The organism is Pseudomonas sp. St290 (assembly GCF_018325805.1).
In the GTDB taxonomy this organism is placed as follows: Bacteria; Pseudomonadota; Gammaproteobacteria; order Pseudomonadales; family Pseudomonadaceae; genus Aquipseudomonas; species Aquipseudomonas bijieensis.
Window position 1 is genome coordinate 2,816,502 of the sequence record NZ_AP014703.1, and the last position, 22,406, is coordinate 2,838,907.

Consider the following 22,406-nt stretch of genomic DNA (forward strand, 5'->3'; position numbering starts at 1 on the left):
GGGCGGGCCTTTTTCAAAAATGGGGATGTTTCCTTGGCAGTAAGTAATCTCGACATGCATGCGTTATTCGTACTTGGTGACCTGCGGGCAAAACTGGTCAAACAATTCCAGTCACGTTTCGTCTACATCACCGAGCAGAACGCCGAAGGTATTTATGTCGCCGAAATCGACACCGAGTCGGCGTTGGTGGTCGATGACAAGCCCAGGCTCGAGCTCAAGGTCGGTGATCATTTTCGCGCAGCGGTATTGCCCAGCCGCGAAGGCGGCAAGTTTGAAATCCGCTTTCGCGAAATCAAGCTGACGGTCTATGGCCTTGGCGATTACGCCTTCGTCACGACCCCCGCTGGTCATGCCATCCTGTTCAAGGAAGGCCACAGCGTGGTGACCGTGTTTGCGGCAAACGAACAGTTGCAGGAAGGCTTGACCAAGACCCTGAAAGCGGTCACCGCCAAGGCGGCGAAGTGGCGCAAGGGCGAACTGGTGACTTTCAAGGCCAGCGAGTGACCATTTCAGGGCCGGTGAAAAGCGTGTAGGCATCGGGCTGGCAAGGGCTTTGCGCCCAAACCGCTGGCAGTTTTCGCAAGATCTCGCTGGAACCTCGGCTACAGTCAATTGACTGAACTATTCAGGGCTTGCGTTTGGTTACGCAGGGCCGTTCAGCTATTGCTGTATCTGCATGAGGTGCAAAGCATGAAACGAGTTCGACAGTGGCTGGCTGCCTGGGCCACCTTCGCTGTGTTGGTTTCGCCACTTCCGGCGTCGGCCGCTTCAGCGCCGATCCACTTCGCCGATCTGAACTGGGAAAGCGGCAGTCTGATCACCGATATCCTGCGAGTCATCGTCGAAAAGGGCTATGGATTGCAGACCGATACACTGCCCGGCACCACCATTACCCTGGAAACCGCCCTGGCCAATAACGACATTCAGGTGATCGGTGAAGAGTGGGCTGGGCGTAGTCCGGTGTGGGTCAAGGCCGAGGCCGAAGGCAAGGTGATCGCCCTGGGCGATACGGTCAAGGGCGCGACGGAAGGCTGGTGGGTGCCCGAGTACGTCATCAAGGGCGACCCGGCCAAGGGCATCAAGCCCCTGGCGCCGGATTTGCGCAGCGTCGAAGACCTGGTGCGCTATAAACATGTGTTCAAGGACCCGGAGAGCCCCGACAAGGGCCGCTTCCTCAACAGCCCCATCGGCTGGACATCCGAGGTGGTCAACAAACAGAAGCTCAAGGCCTATGGCCTGTCTGACAGCTATGTGAATTTTCGCAGCGGTTCGGGGGCGGCGCTGGATGCGGAAATCAGCTCGACGATCCGCCGGGGCAAGCCGATCCTGTTTTATTACTGGTCGCCCACGCCACTGCTCGGGCGCTTCAAGCTGGTGCAGTTGCAAGAGCCGCCGTTCGATGCCGAGGCCTGGAAAACCCTGACCGACGCCGATAACCCCAACCCGAAGCCGACCCGCTCACTGGCCTCGAAACTGTCGATTGGCGTTTCCGCGCCGTTCCAGAAGCAATACCCGGACATTGCCGAGTTCTTCAGCAAGGTTGACTTGCCCATCGAACCGTTGAACAAGGCCCTGGCCGACATGAGCGAGAAGCGCACGCCACCCCGTGAAGCGGCCGAAGCGTTCCTCAAGGCCCATCCACAGGTCTGGCAGGCCTGGCTGCCCAAGGAGGTGGCAGACAAGGTGTCCGCAGCCCTGTAGGACCGCTCGCGTGCCAGCGGGTTGAACTCTTGATCCTGGGCAATGAGTCATTCACTGGAAACTGGCAACCTGCGCCCGTCCAGCGAAATGCCAAATTCGAGCTAGGATGATTGTTCAACCTTTTTCAGGAGGCTGGCGAATGACGCTTTTATTGGCTCGGTCGCTGGTCGCAGTGTTTGCGACCATCAGCTTGATTCATTTGTATTGGGCCCTGGGGGGGCGATGGGCGGCCCTGGCGGTGGTGCCTCAGGTGCCGGTGAAGCAAGGGGGGGCGTTGCGACCGGCGTTCGACCCCTCGGGCTGGCTGACCTTGTTGGTGGCTCTGGCGCTGCTGCTGATTGCGCTGCTGGTGTGCCTACGAGTCGGCCTGCTGGCGCAGCCGGTCACCCATCGGGCATTGCAGTGGCTGATCAGCGCGATCGCTTTGCTGATGTTCGCCCGGGCCATTGGCGAGTCGGAGCTGGTGGGCTTCTTCAAGGAGGTCAAGGGCTCGACGTTCGCCAAGCTCGACACCTGGGTCTATTCGCCGTTGTGCGTGGTGCTCGGGGCTGGGTTGCTGGCGGTGGCCTGGGCCTGACGCGACGCAATTTCTAAAGGTGAACACCATTGTGGCGAGGGAGCTTGCTCCCGCTGGAGGGCGTAGCCCTCCCAAAAAACCGGACACAATCGGCCTGACACCGAGGTGACAGGTCTAAGGGCTGCTGCGCAGCCCTGCGGGAGCAAGCTCCCTCGCCACAAGGGTGTTCGCCACAAGGCAGCGGTCAGCCGTCCTGCCCGGTTCGGCGACTGCTCACTTCCGCCGGCACATCATCCCCGGCCATGCGCTTGCGGAACAACGCCGCCCGGGCCAGCAGCAGGGTGGTCACCGGGACAGTGATGGACAGCAGGATCGGGATCAGCCAGGCATGCAGTACTGGCCCGGACTTGAGCGCCGAAAAATACACGATCGAGGCCAGCGCCACGCACCAGGCCCCCAGGGTAGACGCCAGGGCCGGTGGGTGCATACGCTGGAAATAATCCTTGAGCCGCACCAGGCCGATGGCCCCGACCAGGGCGAACAGGCTGCTGAGCACCAGCAGGATCGCCACCGGGATTTCCACCCACATCGACAGTTCGCCGCTCATTCGATCACCTCGCCACGCAACAGGAACTTGGCCAAGGCAAACGAGCCGACAAAGCCGAACAGGGCGATCAGCAGGGCCGCCTCGAAATAGGTGTCGCTGGCATAACGGATGCCCAGCACCAGCATCATCAGCATCGCCACGATGTACAGGTAGTCCAGGGCCAGTACCCGATCCTGGGCCGACGGGCCTTTGAACAGCCGCCACAGGGTCAACACCATCGCCAGGGAGAACAGGAACAGGCTCAACAGGATCGCATTGGACAGCAATGGGCTCATTCGAAGATCTCCATCAGCGGGCGTTCATAGGTGGCCTTGAAATGGGCGATGAATGACGCCTCGTCTGCCAGATCGAACACGTGCATCAGCAGGATGCTGCGGTCCAGGGCCAGTTCCGACCAGACGGTCCCGGGAATCACCGTGGTGATCATCGACAGCGCGGCCAGGCCGTTGGCATCGCGCAGGTCCAGCGGCACTTTGATGAAGCGCGAGCGAGGTGGGCGGCGCCCGGCGTTCAGCACACCCCAGGCCACCGCCAGGTTGGACACCAGCACGTCGCGGCCCACCAGCAGGAACAAGCGCAACACCACCCACGGCCGACGGATACGGATGGGCCGCGGTCGCAGCGGGCGCATCATCAGCGGGGCCAGAAACCCTAGCGTGGCGCCCAGCAGCAGATGGCCGGCGCTGAGGGACACGTTCAACACCAGCCACAGCACGCACAGCGCCAGGGACAACCACGGAGCGGGGAACAGGCGCTTCATGGCTGCACCTCCCGCAACGCCGCACGGGCTTCGGGGTTGGGCACGGGGCGGGTGGCGAGTACCGACATCACGTAATGTTCCGGGTTGTTCAGCGCATCGGCAGCGGTTTGGGTATAGCGCAGCAACGGTTCGGCCTTGAAGGTCAGGGCGATGCCCAGGCCCAGCAGCACGATGATCGGCAGGCATTCGAACGGCCGCAGCAACGGTGACGGGCGTTCCTGGGGCGTCCAGAAACGTTGGATGCCCAGGCGTGAAAATGCAATCAGCGAAGCCAGCCCCGAGAGGATCAGCAACGCCAACAAGCCCCACGCCTGATTCGAGACCGACGCCTCGGCGCTGGCTCCGAGCCCTTGAGGATTGAGCAAGGCGCTCAGCAGGCTCAGCTTGCCGATGAACCCCGACAGCGGCGGCATGCCGATGATCAACAGTGCACAGAAAATAAAGCTCAAGCCAAGGAAGGCCATGGTCCAGGGAATCACTTGCCCGACCACGGCTTTCTGCTCGTCATCGAGGTTGATGCCCTTGGGCGGTTGCAGGGATTCCAGCGGTCGCGGCAAGGTGTCGAAGTCGTCGTCCAGGGACAATTCATTGGCCGAGCGCGAACGTTCGATCAACTCCGCCAGCAAGAACAGCGCGCAGAGCGCCAGGGTCGAACTCACCAGGTAAAACAGCGCCGCACCCACCAGGTTGGGTTGGGCGAAGCCGATGGCCGACAACAGGATCCCGGCCGAGACCAGGATGCTCAAGCTCGCCATGCGCTCCAGGCGTTGCGCCGCCAGAATGGCGATGGCGGCGCAGACGATGGTCGCCATGCCGCCGTAGACCAGCCAGTCGGCACCGAAATAAGCCGAGGCGCCGGCCTGGCCGGAGAACAGCAGCGTCCACAGGCGCAGGATCGTGTAGACGCCGACCTTGGTCATGATCGCAAACAGCGCCGCCACCGGTGCGCTGGCGGCGCTATAGGCCGGCACCAGCCAGAAGTTCAGCGGCCACATGCCGGCCTTGGCCAGGAACGCCACCGCGAGGATACCTGCCCCGGCGTGCAGTAGGCCGCGGTCGGCTTCCGGCACCAGCGGGATCTTCAGGGCCAGGTCGGCCATGTTCAACGTGCCGGTGACGCCATAGATCAGCGCGGCGCCGATCAGGAACAGTGACGAAGCCAGCAGGTTGATGGATATGTAATGCAGGCCCGACGACACCCGCGCCCGGCCCGAGCCATGCAACATCAGGCCGTAGGAGGCCGCCAGCAGCACCTCGAAGAACACGAATAGGTTGAACAGGTCCGCCGTCAGGAAGGCACCGTAGAGGCCCATCAACTGGATCTGGAACAGCGCATGGAAACTGGCGCCTGCACGGTCCCAACGGGCGGTGGCGAACAGCAGGGCGCTGACGCCGATGATGCCGGTCAGCACCAGCATCAACGCCGACAGGCGATCGACCACCAGGACGATGCCGAACGGCGCCTGCCAATTGCCGGGCAAGTACACGCCAATGGACGCGGGCAGCGCCTGGTCCTGGGTCCAGTACAGCAACAGTGCGGCGATGCCCAGGCCCAGCAGGCTGGAAAACAGATTGATCCGGGCCTTGAGCGGACGGTGCTTCTCGCCCAGCATCAGCATCAACGCGGCGGTCAGCAGCGGCAGCAGAATGGGCGCGGCGATCAAGTGGGGCGTCAACATCATTCCTTGGGCTCCCGACCGTCCACATGGTCAGTCCCGGTCAGGCCCCGGGAGGCGAGCAGCACCACCAGGAACAGCGCGGTCATGGCGAAGCTGATCACGATGGCGGTCAGCACCAGGGCCTGGGGCAGTGGGTCGGTGTAGTGCAGCAGATCCTGGGGCACGCCGTCCTTGATGATCGGTTCCTTGCCGATGAACAAACTGCCCATGCTGAAGATGAACAGGTTGACGCCATAGGACAACAGGCACAGGCCCATGACCACCTGGAAGGTCCGTGGCCGCAGCACCAGCCAGACACCGGAGGCGGCCAGTACGCCGATTGCGATTGCGATGACTTCTTCCATCAGGCGGTGGCTCCTTTGACGGGGGCGATGGGTTTGGCTTGCAGGCCCGGTTTATGGGCTCGTACCGACTGGTGAGCCAGGGCGGTAAGGATCAACAGGGTGGAGCCGACCACCACGGCGTACACGCCGATGTCGAAGAACAGCGCGCTGGCCACATGGATATCACCCAGCAGTGGTAAGTCGAAATGCCAGGTGTGGGTGGTCAGGAACGGATACCCCACGGCCATCGCCCCCAGGCCCGTGACCGTGGCGAACAACAGCCCGGTGCCCATCCAGCGCAGCGGCCGCAGGCTCATTTGCGCCTCGACCCACTGCGTGCCGGCGACCATGTATTGCAGGATGAACGCCACCGACATCACCAGCCCGGCGACGAAGCCGCCGCCGGGTTGGTTGTGCCCGCGCATGAACAGGTAGAACGACACCACCAGGGCGATAGGCAGCAGCAGGCGCACCAGCACCGACGGCACCATCATGAAACCCAGGGCGGTGTCGCTGGCATGGCGCGGGTTGACCAGGTCGGTGACCACATCCGGTGCCAGCAGGCGCTGTTGCGCCGGTAGCTGCATGCTTTCCTTCGGCGGGCGGAAGCGTCGCAGCAGGGCGAACACCGCCAGGGCCACCGCCACCAGCACGGTGATTTCCCCCAGGGTGTCGAAGCCACGGAAATCCACCAGCATCACGTTCACCACATTGCTGCCGCCGCCCTCGGGCAGGGCGCGGCTCAAGTAGAACGACGAAATGTCGTTGGGCGTCTGCCGTGTCAGCATCGCGTAGGACAGCAGCGCCATGCCGCCACCCACGGCGATGGACAACAGCAAGTCCCGCAGGCGGCGGATGCGTGCGCGCCGCTCGCTGTTGGGCAGGGGCGAGGCATCCTCGATCCGTCGAGGCAACCAACGCAGGCCCAACAGGATCAGCACTGTGGTCACCACTTCCACCACCAGTTGCGTCAAGGCCAGGTCCGGCGCTGAGAACCAGACGAAGGTCACACAGGTCATCAGGCCGCAGACGCTGACCATGGTCAGGGCCGCGAGTCGGTGATACTTGGCCTGCCAGGCCGCCCCCAGGGCACAGGCGATCGCCAGCAGCCACAGGGTGACGAACACGATGGAGCCGGGGATTTTCGGCCGGTCGCCCCAGACCAGCGTGCTGTGCAGCATCGGGATCAGCCCGGCGAACACCGCGGCCAATACCAGCCAGAACAACTGGGCCTGCAGGCGACGGGTGCTGATCCGTCGTTCCAGGCGCCGGCTGTGGCGCATCATCAGCACCAGGCAGCGTTCGAACAGCCGCTTGCCGTTGAGTCGGCCAATGAATGGCGGGTGCTTGATGTGCCCTTGCCTGAATTGATTACGCAACAGCAGGTACAGGACGATGCCGCCGGACATCGCCACCAGGCTCATGATCATCGGCGCGTTGAGGCCGTGCCAGATCGCCAGGCTGTATTCAGGCAGCGTGCCGCCCACCACCGGCAACGCGGCGGCAGCGAGCAACGAGCCGACCACCTGGGCCGGGAAGATCCCCACCAACAGGCAGGTAAACACCAGCAACTCCACCGGGGCGCGCATCCAGCGCGGTGGTTCGTGGGGGGTATGGGGCAGGTCGGTGGCGGTGGGGCCGAAGAACACATCCACGGTAAAGCGCAGGGAGTAGGCGACGCTGAAGGTCCCGGCGATGGTGGCGATGATCGGCAGCGCCAGCTCGACCCAGGCCGTGGCGGAGATAAACACCGTCTCGGCGAAGAACATTTCCTTGGACAGGAAACCATTGAGCAACGGCACCCCGGCCATCGCTGCGCTGGCGACCATGGCCAGGGTCGCGGTGAACGGAATCAGCCGCACCAGGCCGCTGAGCTTGCGAATGTCACGGGTGCCGCTTTCGTGGTCGATGATCCCTGCGGCCATGAACAGCGAGGCCTTGAAGGTTGCGTGGTTGAGGATGTGGAACACTGCCGCCACTGCCGCGAGCGGGCTGTTCAGGCCCAGCAGCAAGGTGATCAGCCCGAGGTGGCTGATGGTGGAGTAGGCCAGCAGACCCTTGAGGTCGTTCTGGAACATCGCGCAGTAGGCGCCCAGCAGTAACGTACAGGCTCCCGCGCCGCCGACGATGTAGAACCATTCTTCACTGCCCGACAGCGACGGCCATAACCGCGCCAGCAGGAACACCCCGGCCTTGACCATGGTCGCCGAGTGCAGATACGCCGACACCGGCGTAGGGGCGGCCATGGCATGGGGCAGCCAGAAATGGAAAGGGAATTGCGCGCTTTTGCTCAGGGCGCCGATCAGGATCAGCGGCAGCAGGATGGGGTAGAGGGCATGGGCACGGATCAAGTCGCCGGCGGCCAGGACCTTGTCCAGGTCATAGCTGCCCACCACATGGCCGAGCAACATCACCCCGGCCAACAGGCACAGACCGCCGGCCCCGGTCACCATCAATGCCATGTAGGCGCCGCGCCTGGCGTCGGTGCGGTGGTGCCAGTAGCCGATCAGCAGGAACGAGAACAGGCTGGTCAGTTCCCAGAAAAACACTATTTGGATCAGGTTGCCGGAGATCACCAACCCGAGCATGGCACCCATGAACGCCAGGAAAAAGGCGAAGAAGCGCGGCACCGGATCGTCCGGCGACATGTAGTAGCGGGCGTACAGCGACACCAGCGTGCCGATGCCCAGCACCAACAAGGAAAACAGCCAGGCAAAACCGTCCAGGCGCAGCACGAAATCCAGGCCGAGGCTGGGCAACCAGGAATATTGCTCACGGATCACGCCGCCGTCGGCGATCTGCGGGTACAGCAAGGCCACCTGGACAGTGCCGGCCAGGGCCACGAGGCCGGCCAGCAGTGATTCGGCGTTACGGGCGTTATGCGGCAGCAGTGCCGCGACACAGCTGCCGATGAAGGGCAAAAGCAATAGAACTATCAGTGACATAGGCTTCTATTCGGCGGGAGGTTGTGAGGGATCATACGTGGCGTATTGCGGATCACCAACCGCGAGGGTGTCGCAGAATCCTACAAGGTTGGTTGAGTTTTCGGACTTTGCGTTGTTTGGGGGAGGGAGGCAGCGTCAGAATCCACCACGGTACTGGGGCCGCTGGGCCGATGGTTGGAGGTATGGAGGTAACGCAATAGCGCGCCATGCGCATCACCCGTGGCGAGGGAGCTTGCTCCCGCTGGGCTGCGCAGCAGCCCCCCAAACCAGCCGACTCGGTGTGCCAGGAAGATCGAGTCAACTGATTTAAGACCGCTGCGCGCTCCAGCGGGAGCAAGCTCCCTCGCCACAGGGTCAATCACCATTGCAGGTGACCGGCCTCACTGCTCGCGTTCGAGTGCTTCATCCACCTCGACGACATCTTTGCTCCGAGTCTTTAACTCACTGACAATCACCGCCGCCACGATCAGCGCCGCGCCGAACAACGCGATCGCTGGCAGCCGCTCACCGGCCAGGCGCCCGGCAATGCCGGCCCACACCGGCTCGCCGGCATAGATCAGCGTGGCGCGGGTGGGCGAGACACTTTTCTGCGCCCAGTTCATCGCCACCTGGATCGCTGCGCTGGCGGCCCCCAGGCCCACGGCACTGACCAACAGCAGCCAGGAGAAATCCGGGATGGTTTCCTGGGTCGGCACCACCATCAGGAATGCCAGCACCGCCGTGCTTGCCAGTTGCACCACGGTCACCCGGCGCACATCGACCTGGCCGGCATAGGCGCTGATCAGGATGATCTCGGCGGCAATCGCGATGGCGCTGATCAGCGTGGCGATTTCGCCAGCGCTGAAATTCAGCGACGCGCCCGCCGGACCTGACACCAGCATCAGCCCGGTGAACGCCAGCATGATGCCGATGCTGGGCATCAGGCCAGGGCGACGGCCCAGCACCAGCCATTGCAACAAAGGCACGAATGGCACGTACAGCGCGGTGATGAAGGCCGATTGGCTGCTGGGAATGGTCTGTAGGCCGACGGTCTGCAAACCGTAGCCGAGCATGATCGCCACGCCGATGAAACAGCCGGCCTTGAGTTCGAACAGGGTCAAGTCGCGCAGGTGGCGCCAGGAGAACAGCGCAACGAATGCGGCTGCGGCGGCAAAGCGCAGGCCGACGAAAAACATCGGTCCGCTGACGGTCATGGCATGCTGCACCAACAGGAACGTCCCGCCCCAGATCATGGTGATCAGCACCAGCACGCATTCGGCCTTGCTGAACCTTGAGAAACGGGAGGAAGCTTGAGGAGAGTTCACCGATGCCATGACCTTGCGCGCCACTTGAGGCGGACGCACAATGCGCCCGAAGAAGGTGGGCAGTATAATGCGCAACCCCAGCAGATGAGCAATATAGTGCACAAAGAAAGCGCTCAGCGGGCATCCGTCCTGCAACACGTCAGCCAGAACGTCCGCCGCCTGCGGCACGCCGCACAGCTCAGCCAGACCGCGCTGGCGGAATTGTCCGGGGTCAGCCGGCGCATGCTGGTGGCCATTGAGGCCGGCGAAAAGAATGTCAGCCTGACCACCCTTGACCGTGTCGCCGAAGCCCTCGACGTGGCCTTCAGTGACTTGATCCAGGCCCCCGATGCGCGCGACCCGAGTCGCATCAACGAATTGGCCTGGGCCGGTACCATCGCTGGCAGCAAAGCCGTATTGCTCGCCAAGGCCACCGCCAGCCGTGAGGTCGAACTCTGGGAATGGCGCCTGGAGCCCGGCGAGCATTACTCTTCCGAACCCGACGCCGACGGCTGGAGCGAACAGCTCTATGTCTTCGAGGGCTGCCTGACCTTGCTGCTGGGCAGCGACGAGCGCCGGATTGGCGCCGGTGAGTTTTTCATGTTCGCCAGCAACCAGCCCCATGCCTATCGCAACGATGGCCCGGTGGCGGCGAGATTCGTACGCAATGTGGTGATTTGATTCCTGGAGAGCGGTATGGACACAGCGCTGGATCGACATGAGCGTGGCATCACCCGCGAGGCGGACATCCTGATCATCGGCGGCGGCCTGAGTGGCGCCATGCTGGCGGCGCAGTTGTTGCGCCTGCCGGGCCGACGCGAGGTGCTGATCGTCGAGCCACGCAGTGAGCTGGGCCGGGGCGAGGCCTACAGCGCCGTGGAGTTGGGCCATACCTTGAACGGCAACGCGGCACGGATGAGTGTCGACCCGGACAACGCCGATGACCTGACCCAATGGCTCACCGCGTTCATCGAGGCCGGCGGCTGGCCCGAGTCGGATCAGCAGCACGTGCCGATCAGCGAGTTGTTCCCACCCCGAGGGATATTCGGCCTCTATGTGCAGCAACGCCTGGCCGAGGCTCGCGAGTTGGGCGCACAAAATGGTTCGACGGCTGAACATGTGCGCGGGGAGGCTGTTGACCTGCGGCTTGTCGACGATGCCGTGGTGCTGACGCTGGGTGACGGCCAGGTCCTGCGTGGCCGTTTCGCCGTGCTGGCCACCGGCATGTTCCCCGCGGCGCGGACCCCGCAAACCCAATCCAGCGGCTTGAACGCGGCGGCCCTGGACCCTTGGGATGTGACGGCGATGCGTCAGCTTGATCCGCAGTCCACAGTGCTGATCATCGGCTCGGGGCTGACCATGGTCGATGCCGTCGTGTCGCTGGAACAGGCCGGCCATCGTGGCCCGATCGAAGTGTTTTCCCGCCACGGCCTGCTGCCCCATGTACGCCGCCAACCGCCGGCCTGGGTGGATTTCCTCGCCGAGGATCACAGCCTGCGTTCGCCACGCCAACTGATGCGAGCCCTGCGCGAGCAATGCCGTCAAGCCCAGGCCCAAGGCATCGACTGGCAGGCGCCGCTGGATACGGTGCGCGCGCACATCGGGCGATTGTGGAACCAGGCCAGCGATGTGCAGCGCCGGCAGTTCGTCCGGCATGTACGGCCCTGGTGGGAGAGCCATCACCATCGTTCGCCACCGTTGAGCGCCGAACTGGTGGCCCGTCTGCACGAAGAAGGGCGGTTGCGGATCCACGCGGCGTCGTTCAAGGGCTTGGCTTCCACTGCCGAGGGGGCGCAGGCTATTCACATCCGTCGGCGGGGTGAGGTTGGGCTGACGGTGGTGCAGGGCGCGGCGCTGATCAATTCCAGTGGTATCGAATATGACTGGCGCCGGGTGGCGCGACCGTTGCCGCAGCAGTTGTTGGCCCGAGGCCTGATCCAGCCGGGCCCATTGGCCCTGGGTATCGCCGCCCGGCCTGACGGGACGGTGCTGGACGCCCAAGGCGAGCCCGCCGAGCGCCTGTTCGCCATGGGGCCGCCGTTGCGCGGGATGTGGTGGGAAAGCACCGCGGTGACCGACGTGGCGAGCCAGGCCAAGGCGCTGGCCGCGCGCTTGGCTGAATTGCAAACCCAACATCGAAACTGAACAGCTCTCCTGTGGCGAGGGTTACAAGGTGCGGCAAAAGAGCGGTCACAGCTCGCTGATTTTCACCCACCGCTGCTCCCGCGCCGCCACACGAATCGCCGCCGCCAGCCGCTCCACTTCCCAGGCTTCTGCAAAGTCGGTGCCGCTGCCACCCTGGTCTGCGAGGGCCATGACCAGTTCCTGCACCTCCAGCGTCTTCAATTCGTTGTACCCCAACTGATGCCCGGCCGCCGGACTGAACGCGGCATACCCCGGTAAATCCGGACCAGCCAGCAGCCGCTGGAAACCTGCCTGACCGACGCGGCACAGGCGCAGTTCATTGAGCCGTTCCTGATCGAACGCCAGCGTGCCGAGGGTGCCGCTGATCTCGAAGCTCAGGTGGTTCTTGTAGCCATGCTTGAGCCAACTGCTGCTCACCGTGCCTCGGGCGCCGTTGGTGAAACGCAGCAGGGCGTGGACCTGGTCGTCCACCGCGATGGCGCGTTGTTCGGCATTGCTGGCGCTGGCGGGGCGCTGGCTGTGCACGGTCTGGCTGTCGGCGCACACCGCTTCGACATCGCCCAACAGGTACCGGGCCATGGCCAGCAAATGACTGCCCAGGTCGGCCAGTGCGCCACCGGCGTGGGCGGCTTCGCAGCGCCATGACCATGGCGAGGTCGGGTCGGCCATGAAGTCTTCGCTGAATTCGCCCTGGAAACTGATGATCTGCCCCAGTTCCCCGCGCTGGATCATGTCTCGCGCCAGTTGGATGATCGGGTTGTGCTGATAGTTGTAGCCGACCCGCGTCACCACGCCGGCGGCCTTGGCCGCCTGCTGCATCTGCTCGGCCTGCTCCAGGGACACCGCCAGGGGCTTCTCACAATAGACCGGCTTGCCCGCTGCCAGCGCCGCCATGGCCATGGGGAAGTGCAGGTGGTTGGGTGTGGTGATGGCGATCAGGTTGACCTTCGGGTCGTCGATCAGTTGCTGCCAGTCACTGTGGGCCGTCGCAAACCCCCAGCTTTGGGCGCATTGCCGGGCGCGCTGCGGGTCGGCGTCGGCCAGGGCCGCCAGTGTCAGGTTCAGGGGGAGGTTAAAGACCGCCTTTGCATTGTGGAAAGCCAAGGCATGGGCACGGCCCATGAAGCCGGTGCCAATCAGACCGATGCCGAGTTCACGCATGAGAAAGAGCCCTTTGAATTGTTGTTTTCAGGAGGGCTATTTATGGAATAAATATTCTCTAATTGCAAATCTTGGAATAAATATTCATTTCTGCAATCACTGAAGATCCTCTGTGGGAGCGGGCTTGCTCGCGAATGCGATGAGTCAGTCATAACTGTATTAACTGATCCGACGCATTCGCGAGCAAGCCCGCTCCCACAGGATGAATGTCGATATCAGGAGAGGAAACCCCCATCCACATTCAACGCCACACCCGTGGTGTAGCTCGACGCATCACTGGCCAGGTACAACACTGCGCCGGCCATTTCGCTCGGGTCGGCCACGCGCTTGAGGGGGATTTGAGCCAGGGCGGTTTTCAGGATCGCATCGTTCTTCACCAGCGCCGAGGCGAACTTGGTGTCGGTCAGGCCTGGCAGCAGGGCGTTGCAGCGGATGCCGAACTGCGCGCATTCCTTGGCGAAGACCTTGGTCATGTTGATCACGGCGGCCTTGGTCACTGAATAGATGCCCTGGAAAATCCCTGGCGAGATGCCGTTGATCGAGGCCACGTTGATGATGCTGCCGCCACCGTTCTCGCGCATCAGCTTGCCGGCTTCCACCGACATGAAGAAATAGCCGCGAATGTTCACGTCGACGGTTTTCTGGAACGCCCCCAGATCGGTGTCCAGCACATTGCAGAATTGCGGGTTGGTGGCGGCGTTGTTGACCAGGATGTCCAGGCGCCCGAACTGCTCGCGGATGCCAGCGAACACCTGGCTGATCTGCTCCATTTCCCCGATGTGGCAGGCGATGGCAGTGGCCTTGCCGCCGGCGGCGATGATCGCGTCGGCGACATGCTGGCAACCGTCGAGCTTGCGGCTGGACACGATCACGTGGGCGCCTTGCTGGGCCAGCAGTTTGGCGATGGCTTCGCCGATGCCACGGCTGGCGCCGGAAACGAAAGCGATTTTACCGTCGAGGTCGAACAACTGAGTCTTGGACATGCTGTTTCCTTGTTATAGGTGCGCTCAAAGCGTGGATTTGCCGATGACCTGCAGGCTCATCTGCTCCAGCAGCTTGTTCATCTGAACGAACTGCGCGAAACGTTTGTCCTGGGTTTGGCCGTGGAAGAAGCGGTAGTAGATCTGCTGGACGATCCCGGCCAGGCGGAACAGGCCGTAGGTGTAGTAGAAGTCGAAGTTGTCGATGCGAATCCCGGCGCGCTCGGCGTAGTAATCGACGAACTCGCGGCGGGTCAGCATGCCCGGGGCGTGACTGGGCTGGCGACGCATCAACTGCACCGGCGCCGGGTCGTCGGCTTCGATCCAGTAGGCGAGGCTGTTGCCCAAGTCCATCAACGGATCGCCAATGGTGGTCAGTTCCCAGTCCAGCACGCCAATGATCTGCATCGGGTTTTCCGGGTCGAGGATGACGTTGTCGAAGCGATAGTCGTTGTGGACGATGCTCGACGTCGGATGGTCGGCGGGCATCTTGTCGTTGAGCCAGGCCTTGACCGCTTCCCACTTTGGCGCATCGGGGGTCAGGGCTTTTTCGTAGCGGTCGCTCCAGCCACGGATCTGCCGGGCCACATAACCTTCGGGCTTGCCCAGGTCGGCCAGGCCGCAGGCGTTGTAGTCGACCCGGTGCAGTTCGACGAGTCGGTCGATGAAGCTCTTGCACAGCGCTTCGGTGCGGGCGGCGTCGAAACCCAGTTCCGGCGGCAGGTCGGAGCGCAGGATGATGCCCTTGACCCGTTCCATTACATAGAACTCGGCGCCCATCACCGACTCGTCGGTGCAGTGCACGTAGGCTTTGGGGCAGTACGGGAAGCCTTCGCGCAATTGATTGAGGATGCGAAACTCACGGCCCATGTCGTGGGCGGACTTGGCCTTGTGGCCGAATGGCGGCCGGCGCAGGACGAATTCCTGCTCGGGGTATTCCAGCAGGTAGGTCAGGTTCGACGCGCCACCGGGAAACTGGCTGATCCGCGGCATGCCGGTAAGGCCTGGAATGTGGGCCTTGAGGTACGGGTCGATCAGGTTGGCATCGAGTTCTTCACCGTCGCGCACGCGGGTGGACTGATCAGTAAACGCCATGCTTATCCCTTCTGCTTATTTTGGAGGCCATCGATCATTGGCTAATCTAATGGCGCGTGGGAGGCGTCACAAGCACGCCAGGGTCTTATAGGTTAGCGTGTTGCAGGATAATCAGCGGGCCTGATGCACGCGGGCGATGGGCGAGCTATGGTTTACGGGGTCTGTCGCTTTCAGGGAGCAATCACGATGGGATGCCCGCAAGTGTGTGGCACCGCAACCTTGCAATGCAGCTTCGGCGTCGCCCCGGCGGTGCTCAATGTACTGCCGGTCAATCGCCTGCTGACCGGCGGGATGTCGGCGGCGAACATCATGGATCACATCCCGCTGGTGAACATCACCACGTTCGGCATGTGCCAGAGCCTGGCCAACCCGACCGTGGCTGCCGCGACCGCTGCGGCATTGGGTGTGCTGACCCCCATGCCGTGCATTCCCGCCACGGCGACCCCATGGATCCCCGGCGGCGCACCGACCTTGTTGTTGGGTAACATGCCGGCCATCGACGCCAACAGTACCCTGATGTGCACCTGGGCCGGGGTGATCAAGATCGTCGTGCCGGGGCAGGTGCAGATGCTTATTCCCTGATGGGTGCGCCCCCCAAAAGGTATGGACGATCCCCCTGTGGGAGCGAGCCTGCTCGCGATTGCGGTGGGTCAGTTGGTGGTGATATTGACTGTGAAGCCGTCATCGCGAGCAGGCTCGCTCCCACAGGGGGGAAAGGGGAAGACAATAGTTATGCCTGCGCCGGGTCATTCCAGCGCCTGAACCACCAGCGCACCCGGGAGATCGGTTTGCCCTCGGCATCCAGCGGTCGGCCGTCTTCGGCGTAGGCGTGGGCCGGTTCCAGCAGTTGGCCGTTGAGGTAGCGGGCCTCGACCGCCGGGTTGCCGTTGGGATGCAGGCGCCGATAGCGGCCGTCGCGTACGCCGTCGCGATAGAATTCGGCCTCGGCCAGTTGCCCGTCGGGGAAGTAGTTGTTGGCCTCGCCGTGCAGTAACCCATTGCGATACGTGGCCTGGCGCTGCAACCCGCCTTCGGCGGCGTAAAAGCTCGCTACACCCTGCAATTTACCTTTCACGAACGGCAATACCGCCGAGACCCTTCCATTCGGGTGATACAGGGTACTGGTACCGTGCAGTTCACCCTGGCTGTAGTTGAGTTTTGCCTGGGGGCGCTGAGCCTCTTCAATCTGCAGCGAGCCGTCGAGCCGGCCGTCGACCAACTGCCCGCTCAGTTGGCTGTCGCCACGCTCCACGTCGAGTTTTTTCGAGGCCATTGGAGCGCTCCTGTCAGTTGACCTTCACCAAGCCACCCTTGATCGTCAGCATGCCGCCGCCATCCACGGTCTGTTCGGCGGCGGCCTTGTTCACCAGGCTGATACCAGCGTCGTTGGTCAGGGTGGTGCCGGCCTTGTTTTCCAACGACGTGCCGGCCTGGTTGCTCAGGGCCGTGCCAGCCTTCTGGCTGATGGAGGTGCTGGCCTGGGCCGCCAGGTCGGCGCCGCTCTTGATCGCGAAACTGCCGCCGCTTTGCAGGGTCAGGGTGCCGCTGACCTTGATGGTCAGGTTGCCGTCCACCGTCAGGTCGTAGTTGCCGGTGACCTTGTGCGTGTAGTTGCCGCCGGTGCTGTGGTTCTGGTCCGAGCCGACGGTGACGGTGCGGGTGTCTTTCACGTCGAGGCTGTCGCTGCCGGTCTGGATGGTCACGCTACGTTTGCCTTTTTCCAGGGTAACGGTTTCGTCGCCGTCCTTGACCGTGCGGGTGCGGGCGTTCTGCACCGTGAGGGTTTCGTCATGGCCGACCGTGGCGGTGGTGTCGTTGAGCACGTTGATGTTGAAGTCTTTCTGGGCCTGGAGAAACACCTCCTCGGCGTCCTTCTTGTCTTCGAAACGCAACTCGTTGAAACCACCGCCGCCCTTGGACGAATTGGTCTTGATCCCGGACTGGGTCTGGTTCGCAGGCAACGCATAGGGCAGGGCGTTGTCGCCGTTGTAGACGCAACCGGTCACCAGCGGACGGTCGGGATCGCCGTCGATGAACGTGACGATGACCTCCTGGCCGATCCGCGGTACGAACTGCATGCCGAAGCCCTTGCCGCTCCAGGGCAACACCACCCGTACCCAGCAGGATGAGGTTTCGTCGTTCTTGCCGGTGCGGTCCCAGGGGAACTGCAACTTGATCCGGCCGTATTCATCGGTCCAGATCTCTTCGCCGGCCTTGCCCACCACCAGTGCCGTCTGGGTGTGCATGCGTGGTTTTGGCGTGATGCGGGCCGGTCGATAAACCGTGGCCTTGGGGATCGCTTCGAAGCGATTGCGATAGCTGTCGTGGCTGGCTTCGTGGCTGACCGAGGTCACCACCCAATCGATATTCAGCGTCGTGTCTTCGTGGCCGGCGAGGGTGAACCAATATCCCGGCACCAGCCAGCGGCAGTCGCTTTCGCCGACAAAACGCTTCTCCTGGCTGCGCAGACCGTCCACCCGCAACTTGGTCAGGGCATCGCCCTGGGCCTTGGCGGTATAGCCGCCCGGATGTTCGTACATCGAGCTTGGTCCGGCCACGGCTTCGGCCTGGCTGTATAGCGATGTCGTCGGCGTAGTGAATTCGTAATCGGTGGCCTGGTAAACCCCGCTCACCGCTTGCAGGCACACTTGCCCGCTGCGGATGCCATGCAGTTCCCGCTCACCCAGTTTCTGCCCGAGATAATTCACCGTCGGTCCATTGGGAATGGGCGCGAAAGCGTCGTTGCTGTCGGCCAGCACCAGCGTGTGTGTGCCGTCTTCATGGGTGAAGAACCAGAAGATCCCGTCCTCTTCCATCAGGCGCGAGACGAAGGCCAGATCAGTTTCGCCGTATTGCACGCAATATTCGCGCGGGGTGTAGCTACCGGTGAGTTTGAGCTGGAAGTCGGTGAAACCATGGGCCTTGAAAATCGTGGTGACGATGTCCGAGGTGGCGAGGTTCTGGAACACGCGGTTGTTGCTGGCAAGGCTCAGCCACCAGAGCCACGGACGGAGCATTAGTTGGTAGCGTTCGGCGGTGGCGTCGGCGGGGAGCTGGCGGATTTCAGCCACCAGCCAATCCAGCGGACGCAGCAAGGCGTCCTTGTGCAGCGTGGTGGTCACGTGGCTGGCGACGGCCGTGGTGAGGTCCAGCGAGGTGCCGTCGTTGATGCCGTTGAGGATGTGCGAACCCAGGGCGTTGAGGCGTTCTTCGCCGGACAGTGAATCCGGGTACAACGCCGACAGGGATGTGGCGGTGAGGGAGAGAGTGGTGTTGCTGTCGGTAGAGCGGGGCATCGAATATCCTCAGATAAAAGTTGAGGTCACGCTTACCATTTGAATGTTCCACCTTTTGAATGGATCGCTGCCTGGTTATCACTGACCCATCCGCCCATCTCGCTATCGTTTCCATAGGTGTAGCTGTACATCAACACCGAATTTCCGATATAGGGCGCCAATTGCGGACCACAGAGCTGACAGGGACTCAGTTCGATATAAATGCGGGTAACGAAATTACTGTAATCACCGTCGGGAAGCGTGACGCTATTTATCGCCTGGACCAACGCGCTGATTTCCGCGTGCCCGCGCAGTGTCGTGACTACTTTTTTGGTTGTCGTGGTGTAGTTTCCAAGCAAGTCCAGTTTCAACGCGCTATCGCCGAACTTGTAGATCAGCAGACCTCGAGCGGCATCGAAATGTTCGATTAGCGCGAAGCAGGTTCCATGGGATGCTCCCGAACCAGCCAGGGCCCGGCGATTGGAGGAGGATTCGTGACAGATACTGGCCAAGTCGGGAATGGTGCCGCCGTTAGTAGCCTGATTGGCCGCCAGCCATGAGGCATATAAAGGGTTTGCCCCAGTCATTGCAATATTGCCGCCAGAGTAACGACCCACTTTATGCACTTCCGTCATGAAAATCTCCTTTCGAACAGCCCTTTCAGAGATCCGAGGCCAAGCGCACCCCCAGCCGCGGGGGCTGATGATTCAAAGGTTTTTTGTGTTGAACATGACACTCGAATGCCAACCGGTGACGCCGAAGGATAAGCTGTACGCCCAAGGCGTAAGCCAGCTCCAAGGTCGTCCGGTCCAGCCTGACAGGCCTCCCGCATTCAAGATGTCGTCGACTATGGTGTGGCAGTTGTAAGAGTTGTTATAGCGATTTCCATCAAACTCTTTATATTTCAGTTTCTTTGAAGAAAGAGTCGTGATCCTGTTGATCATTTTATCGATATTTGTTTTGCTGACTTTTTTTGTGAAGAACCACAAGTCCAGCGTTTTCGATGTGCTTAGCTCTGTCGTCAATACGCCCTCAGGATCCAGTTCGCCCTCCATCAAAATTCCGACTGAGTAAAACTGTGGAATAGGCCCTGAGGTATGCCAAAGTATCAAGCCCGCATGTCCCGGATAGTATTTTCCACCTGATATTGGATTGAGTCGCGAAACCAGATCAATCATGACCGTTGTCCTCCAGCCATCGTCGGAAGCAAACGTGCTGAGATCTTCCGTCTCGACAAATTCTCCGTTGGTAACCAGTTTTTTTACTTCATTATGAACGGTATTGTCTGTCCAGCGCGGCTCCAGCTTTTTTGTCTGACCCGATGAACCACCAAAAAGGAATTTACCCACGCTCTGCTCCCGTCGCCTCTGTTAATTTTTGGCATGCAGCATCATTCCAACACCCACTCCGCCAACTTTCCCGTTACCTGCGTCATCAGCACATTCTCGACATCCCTGGCGCCCGCCGCGCTGCACTTGGCCAGTACCGCCTTGACGATTCCGGCATCGAACTCGAATTGCTTACCGGTCGCAGCCTTGTAGCGCCCACGCAGTTTTTCCAGCTTCGCCAGGACAATCCCCTCCAGCGTCGCTTCATCCAGCGGTCGATACGCCACCACCGTCATGCGCGCCAGGAACGCTGGGCGAAACGCTTGCAGCAGGACCTTGTGCAAGGCTTCATTGAAGGCGTCGGTGCCCAGTTGCGCGGCCGGTGTGTCCAGCAGCAGTTCGGCGCCGATGTTGCTGGTGGCGAGCATCACGGTGTTCTTGAAGTCCACCACCAGGCCAGTGCCGTCTTCCATCAGGCCTTTGTCGAAGACGTTGTAGAACGCTTCGAGCACGTCCGGGTGGGCCTTTTCGATTTCATCCAGCAGCACCACCGAATAGGGTTTGCGCCGCACCGCTTCGGTGAGTACGCCACCGCTGCCATAGCCGACGTAGCCGGGCGGGGCGCCCTTGAGTTGGCTGACGGTGTGGGCTTCCTGATATTCCGAGAGGTTGATGCTGATCAGGTTGCGTTCGCCGCCATACAAAGCGTCGGCCAGGGCATAGGCGGTTTCGGTCTTGCCCACGCCAGTGGGGCCCACCAGCAGGAACACGCCGACCGGTTTCTGCGGGTCGGTGAGGCCAGCGCGGTAGGCTTGCAGGCGTTGGGCGATGGTGTTCAGCGCGGTGCCCTGGCCCATGACCCGCTGGCCCATGCGCTGGCCGAGGGTGCGCACGGCGTGGGCTTCGTCGGCGAGCATCTTGCCCACCGGAATGCCGGTCCAACCGGCGATCACGGCGGCGACTGTCTTGCCGTCCACCTGTTCCGGCACCAACGGATCGTCCTGGCGAATGGCATCGAGGCCGGCTTCCAGGCGCAGCAGCTCGGCGGCCAGATGATCGATGCGATTATCGATCTCGGTGTCGGGGTTTTCGCTGTCGGCGCGTTCGCTCAGGGCGAGCAATTCGCGCCGAGTGTCGAGCAGTTCGCGCACCGCTTCACGCTCTTCGCCCCAACGGGTTTCCAGCTCGCGGATGGCTTGCACATTGCTGGTCGATTCACCTTCGAGCAGCGTGATGCGTTCGCGGTGATCCAGCCCGGTGGCCTGTTCCCGGCGCAGGCGTTCGACTTCATCCTTGAGGCTGTTCTGCCGGTGGCGCAGGCTTTCCAGGGGCGGCGGCACGTCGTGCTGGCCGAGGGCGACCCGGGCGCAGGCGGTGTCGAGCACGCTGATGGCTTTGTCCGGCAACTGGCGCCCGGAGATGTAGCGGTGGGACAGTTTCACCGCCTCGTGGATGGCCGCGTCCAGCACCTGCACGCCGTGGTGCTGTTCCAGTTTGCTCGCCACGCCACGGAGCATTTCCACTGCGGTGAGCTCGTCCGGTTCCTCGACTTGCACCAGTTGGAAGCGGCGCGCGAGGGCCGGGTCTTTCTCGAAGTATTTTTTGTACTCCAGCCACGTAGTGGCGGCCAGGGTGCGCAGTTCGCCCCGGGCCAGGGCCGGTTTGAGCAGGTTGGCCGCGTCGCTGCCGCCTTCCGCACCACCGGCACCGATCAGGGTGTGGGCTTCGTCGATGAACAGGATGATGGGTTTTTCGGCGCTGCGGACTGCGTCGATCACGCCTTTGAGGCGTTGTTCGAACTCGCCTTTGACACCCGCGCCGGCCTGCAACAGGCCCAGGTCCAGTACGCGCAGGGTGACCTCCTGCAACGACGGCGGCACATCCCCGGCGGCGATGCGCAGGGCCAGGCCTTCCACCACGGCGGTCTTGCCCACGCCCGGCGCGCCCACCAGGATCGGGTTGTTTTGCCGACGGCGCAGCAGTATATCGATGCACTGGCGGATCTCGCCGTCGCGGCCGACGATGGGGTCGATGCGTCCGGCCCGGGCGTCGGCGGTCAGGTCCTGGGTGTACTGGTCGAGGACCGGGTCCTGTTTCTGTGGTGCCTCGCCGGGTTTGGCCGGGCGCACGCCACCGACGTGCTCGCGGGAGCTTTCGGTCCATTCCAATAGATGGGCGCGCAGGGCGTCCCGAGGAATACGCAGTAGCGACGAGGCGCTGTTGAGCAGCAGGCTGCGACGCTCATCGCGGTCCAGCAGCGCCAGCAGCAACAGCCCGGAGCGGATGCTGTCCAGGCCCAGTACGCTGGCCTCGACCACGGCGTCTTCCAGCAGGCCAATGGTTTGTGCCGACAGGGCGGGTGTACGGGTGCTGCCGGATTTGAACAGGTCCAGGGCCTTGTTGGTTTCCGCCGCCACCGCATCACGCTCCAGGCCGAAGCGCGGCAGCAGACAGGCGAAGTCGCCACCCTCGATGTCGAGTAACTCCAGCAGCAGGTGTTCGATTTCCACGTAATGATGGCTGCGTTGCATGCAACGTTGCGCGGCCCGTTCCAGGGCGCGACGGTTGTCCGGGTTGAGCCGTCCGATCAGGCTGGCCAGTTCCATT

Annotated in this window: 21 protein-coding genes; 6 read left to right on the forward strand and 15 right to left on the reverse strand. The window is 62.5% G+C overall.

The genetic code is table 11. From position 1 onward, the window contains the following. Positions 1 to 54: 54 nt before the first annotated feature. The 3 genes from PBDP_RS12455 to PBDP_RS12465 all read left to right on the forward strand — a co-directional run bounded on the left by PBDP_RS12455 (position 55) and on the right by PBDP_RS12465 (position 2,278). Positions 55 to 504: a hypothetical protein gene (locus tag PBDP_RS12455; RefSeq protein WP_109755985.1), complete on the forward strand. Its 450-nt coding sequence runs from the start codon at positions 55 to 57 to the stop codon at positions 502 to 504. A 186-nt stretch (positions 505 to 690) separates the two neighbouring features. Beyond that, a complete protein-coding gene (locus PBDP_RS12460; RefSeq protein ID WP_116832152.1) occupies positions 691 to 1,701 on the forward strand; it encodes an ABC transporter substrate-binding protein in 1,011 nt (336 codons plus the stop codon). A 139-nt stretch (positions 1,702 to 1,840) separates the two neighbouring features. Beyond that, positions 1,841 to 2,278 carry a DUF3995 domain-containing protein gene (locus tag PBDP_RS12465; RefSeq protein WP_109755987.1) on the forward strand — a complete coding sequence of 146 codons (438 nt, stop codon included), beginning with the start codon at positions 1,841 to 1,843 and terminating at the stop codon, positions 2,276 to 2,278. 184 nt (positions 2,279 to 2,462) lie between these two features. Here PBDP_RS12465 and PBDP_RS12470 read toward each other — a convergent pair whose 3' ends face one another. The 7 genes from PBDP_RS12470 to PBDP_RS12500 form a co-directional block, all read right to left on the reverse strand. Continuing rightward, positions 2,463 to 2,825 (reverse strand): Na+/H+ antiporter subunit G, encoded by a 363-nt coding sequence (locus PBDP_RS12470; protein WP_212802312.1) that lies wholly within the window; start codon positions 2,823 to 2,825, stop codon positions 2,463 to 2,465. After that, positions 2,822 to 3,100: a K+/H+ antiporter subunit F gene (locus PBDP_RS12475; protein WP_003202841.1), complete on the reverse strand. Its 279-nt coding sequence runs from the start codon at positions 3,098 to 3,100 to the stop codon at positions 2,822 to 2,824. The genes PBDP_RS12470 and PBDP_RS12475 overlap by 4 nt, the downstream gene beginning before the upstream one ends. Next, positions 3,097 to 3,585 (reverse strand): Na+/H+ antiporter subunit E, encoded by a 489-nt coding sequence (locus tag PBDP_RS12480; protein WP_109755989.1) that lies wholly within the window; start codon positions 3,583 to 3,585, stop codon positions 3,097 to 3,099. Before PBDP_RS12480 ends, PBDP_RS12475 begins: the two co-directional genes overlap by 4 nt. Next, positions 3,582 to 5,267 carry a monovalent cation/H+ antiporter subunit D gene (locus PBDP_RS12485; RefSeq protein ID WP_109755990.1) on the reverse strand — a complete coding sequence of 562 codons (1,686 nt, stop codon included), beginning with the start codon at positions 5,265 to 5,267 and terminating at the stop codon, positions 3,582 to 3,584. The genes PBDP_RS12480 and PBDP_RS12485 overlap by 4 nt, the downstream gene beginning before the upstream one ends. Continuing rightward, positions 5,264 to 5,608 (reverse strand): Na+/H+ antiporter subunit C, encoded by a 345-nt coding sequence (locus PBDP_RS12490; protein ID WP_003202835.1) that lies wholly within the window; start codon positions 5,606 to 5,608, stop codon positions 5,264 to 5,266. Before PBDP_RS12490 ends, PBDP_RS12485 begins: the two co-directional genes overlap by 4 nt. Then, positions 5,608 to 8,532, reverse strand: coding sequence for a monovalent cation/H+ antiporter subunit A (locus tag PBDP_RS12495; protein WP_109755991.1), 2,925 nt, complete (start codon positions 8,530 to 8,532; stop codon positions 5,608 to 5,610). The genes PBDP_RS12490 and PBDP_RS12495 overlap by 1 nt, the downstream gene beginning before the upstream one ends. Before the next feature lie 380 nt (positions 8,533 to 8,912). Then, on the reverse strand, positions 8,913 to 9,938 hold the full coding sequence (locus tag PBDP_RS12500) for a DMT family transporter (protein ID WP_109755992.1): 1,026 nt from the start codon (positions 9,936 to 9,938) through the stop codon (positions 8,913 to 8,915). Here PBDP_RS12500 and PBDP_RS12505 point away from each other — a divergent pair. Both PBDP_RS12505 and PBDP_RS12510 read left to right on the forward strand, forming a co-directional pair. Beyond that, complete coding sequence (locus tag PBDP_RS12505; RefSeq protein WP_212802313.1) at positions 9,933 to 10,496, forward strand: helix-turn-helix domain-containing protein; 564 nt, start codon at positions 9,933 to 9,935, stop codon at positions 10,494 to 10,496. The two genes, PBDP_RS12500 and PBDP_RS12505, sit on opposite strands and share 6 nt — an antisense overlap. A gap of 15 nt (positions 10,497 to 10,511) precedes the next feature. After that, a complete protein-coding gene (locus PBDP_RS12510) occupies positions 10,512 to 11,960 on the forward strand; it encodes an FAD/NAD(P)-binding protein (RefSeq protein ID WP_212802314.1) in 1,449 nt (482 codons plus the stop codon). Between the two features lie 45 nt (positions 11,961 to 12,005). On the opposite strand, the gene PBDP_RS12515 is transcribed toward PBDP_RS12510, so the two are convergent. From PBDP_RS12515 to PBDP_RS12525, 3 genes are all read right to left on the reverse strand, one after another. Then, entirely contained in the window at positions 12,006 to 13,121 is a 1,116-nt protein-coding gene (locus PBDP_RS12515) for a Gfo/Idh/MocA family protein (RefSeq protein WP_212802315.1), read from the reverse strand. 215 nt (positions 13,122 to 13,336) lie between these two features. Beyond that, complete coding sequence (locus PBDP_RS12520) at positions 13,337 to 14,104, reverse strand: SDR family oxidoreductase (protein ID WP_003180553.1); 768 nt, start codon at positions 14,102 to 14,104, stop codon at positions 13,337 to 13,339. Positions 14,105 to 14,128: 24 nt separating this feature from the next. Further along, positions 14,129 to 15,196 (reverse strand): phosphotransferase family protein, encoded by a 1,068-nt coding sequence (locus PBDP_RS12525; RefSeq protein ID WP_116832157.1) that lies wholly within the window; start codon positions 15,194 to 15,196, stop codon positions 14,129 to 14,131. Between the two features lie 186 nt (positions 15,197 to 15,382). Here PBDP_RS12525 and PBDP_RS12530 point away from each other — a divergent pair, with 186 nt between their 5' ends. Next, positions 15,383 to 15,778 carry a DUF4280 domain-containing protein gene (locus PBDP_RS12530; protein ID WP_212802316.1) on the forward strand — a complete coding sequence of 132 codons (396 nt, stop codon included), beginning with the start codon at positions 15,383 to 15,385 and terminating at the stop codon, positions 15,776 to 15,778. Positions 15,779 to 15,926: 148 nt separating this feature from the next. Here the strand turns inward: PBDP_RS12530 and PBDP_RS12535 are convergent, their stop codons facing one another. The 5 genes from PBDP_RS12535 to tssH form a co-directional block, all read right to left on the reverse strand. Continuing rightward, a complete protein-coding gene (locus PBDP_RS12535; RefSeq protein ID WP_109755998.1) occupies positions 15,927 to 16,469 on the reverse strand; it encodes a toxin-antitoxin system YwqK family antitoxin in 543 nt (180 codons plus the stop codon). A 13-nt stretch (positions 16,470 to 16,482) separates the two neighbouring features. Then, on the reverse strand, positions 16,483 to 18,492 hold the full coding sequence (locus PBDP_RS12540; protein WP_116832159.1) for a type VI secretion system Vgr family protein: 2,010 nt from the start codon (positions 18,490 to 18,492) through the stop codon (positions 16,483 to 16,485). Between the two features lie 32 nt (positions 18,493 to 18,524). Further along, positions 18,525 to 19,106, reverse strand: coding sequence for a hypothetical protein (locus PBDP_RS12545; RefSeq protein WP_109756000.1), 582 nt, complete (start codon positions 19,104 to 19,106; stop codon positions 18,525 to 18,527). A 72-nt stretch (positions 19,107 to 19,178) separates the two neighbouring features. Beyond that, on the reverse strand, positions 19,179 to 19,820 hold the full coding sequence (locus tag PBDP_RS12550; RefSeq protein ID WP_146206887.1) for a hypothetical protein: 642 nt from the start codon (positions 19,818 to 19,820) through the stop codon (positions 19,179 to 19,181). Between the two features lie 41 nt (positions 19,821 to 19,861). After that, the gene (gene tssH, locus PBDP_RS12555) at positions 19,862 to 22,405 is read right to left on the reverse strand and encodes a type VI secretion system ATPase TssH (protein ID WP_212802317.1); all 2,544 of its coding nucleotides are present in this window, start codon (positions 22,403 to 22,405) and stop codon (positions 19,862 to 19,864) included. Between the last annotated feature and the right edge of the window lies 1 nt (position 22,406).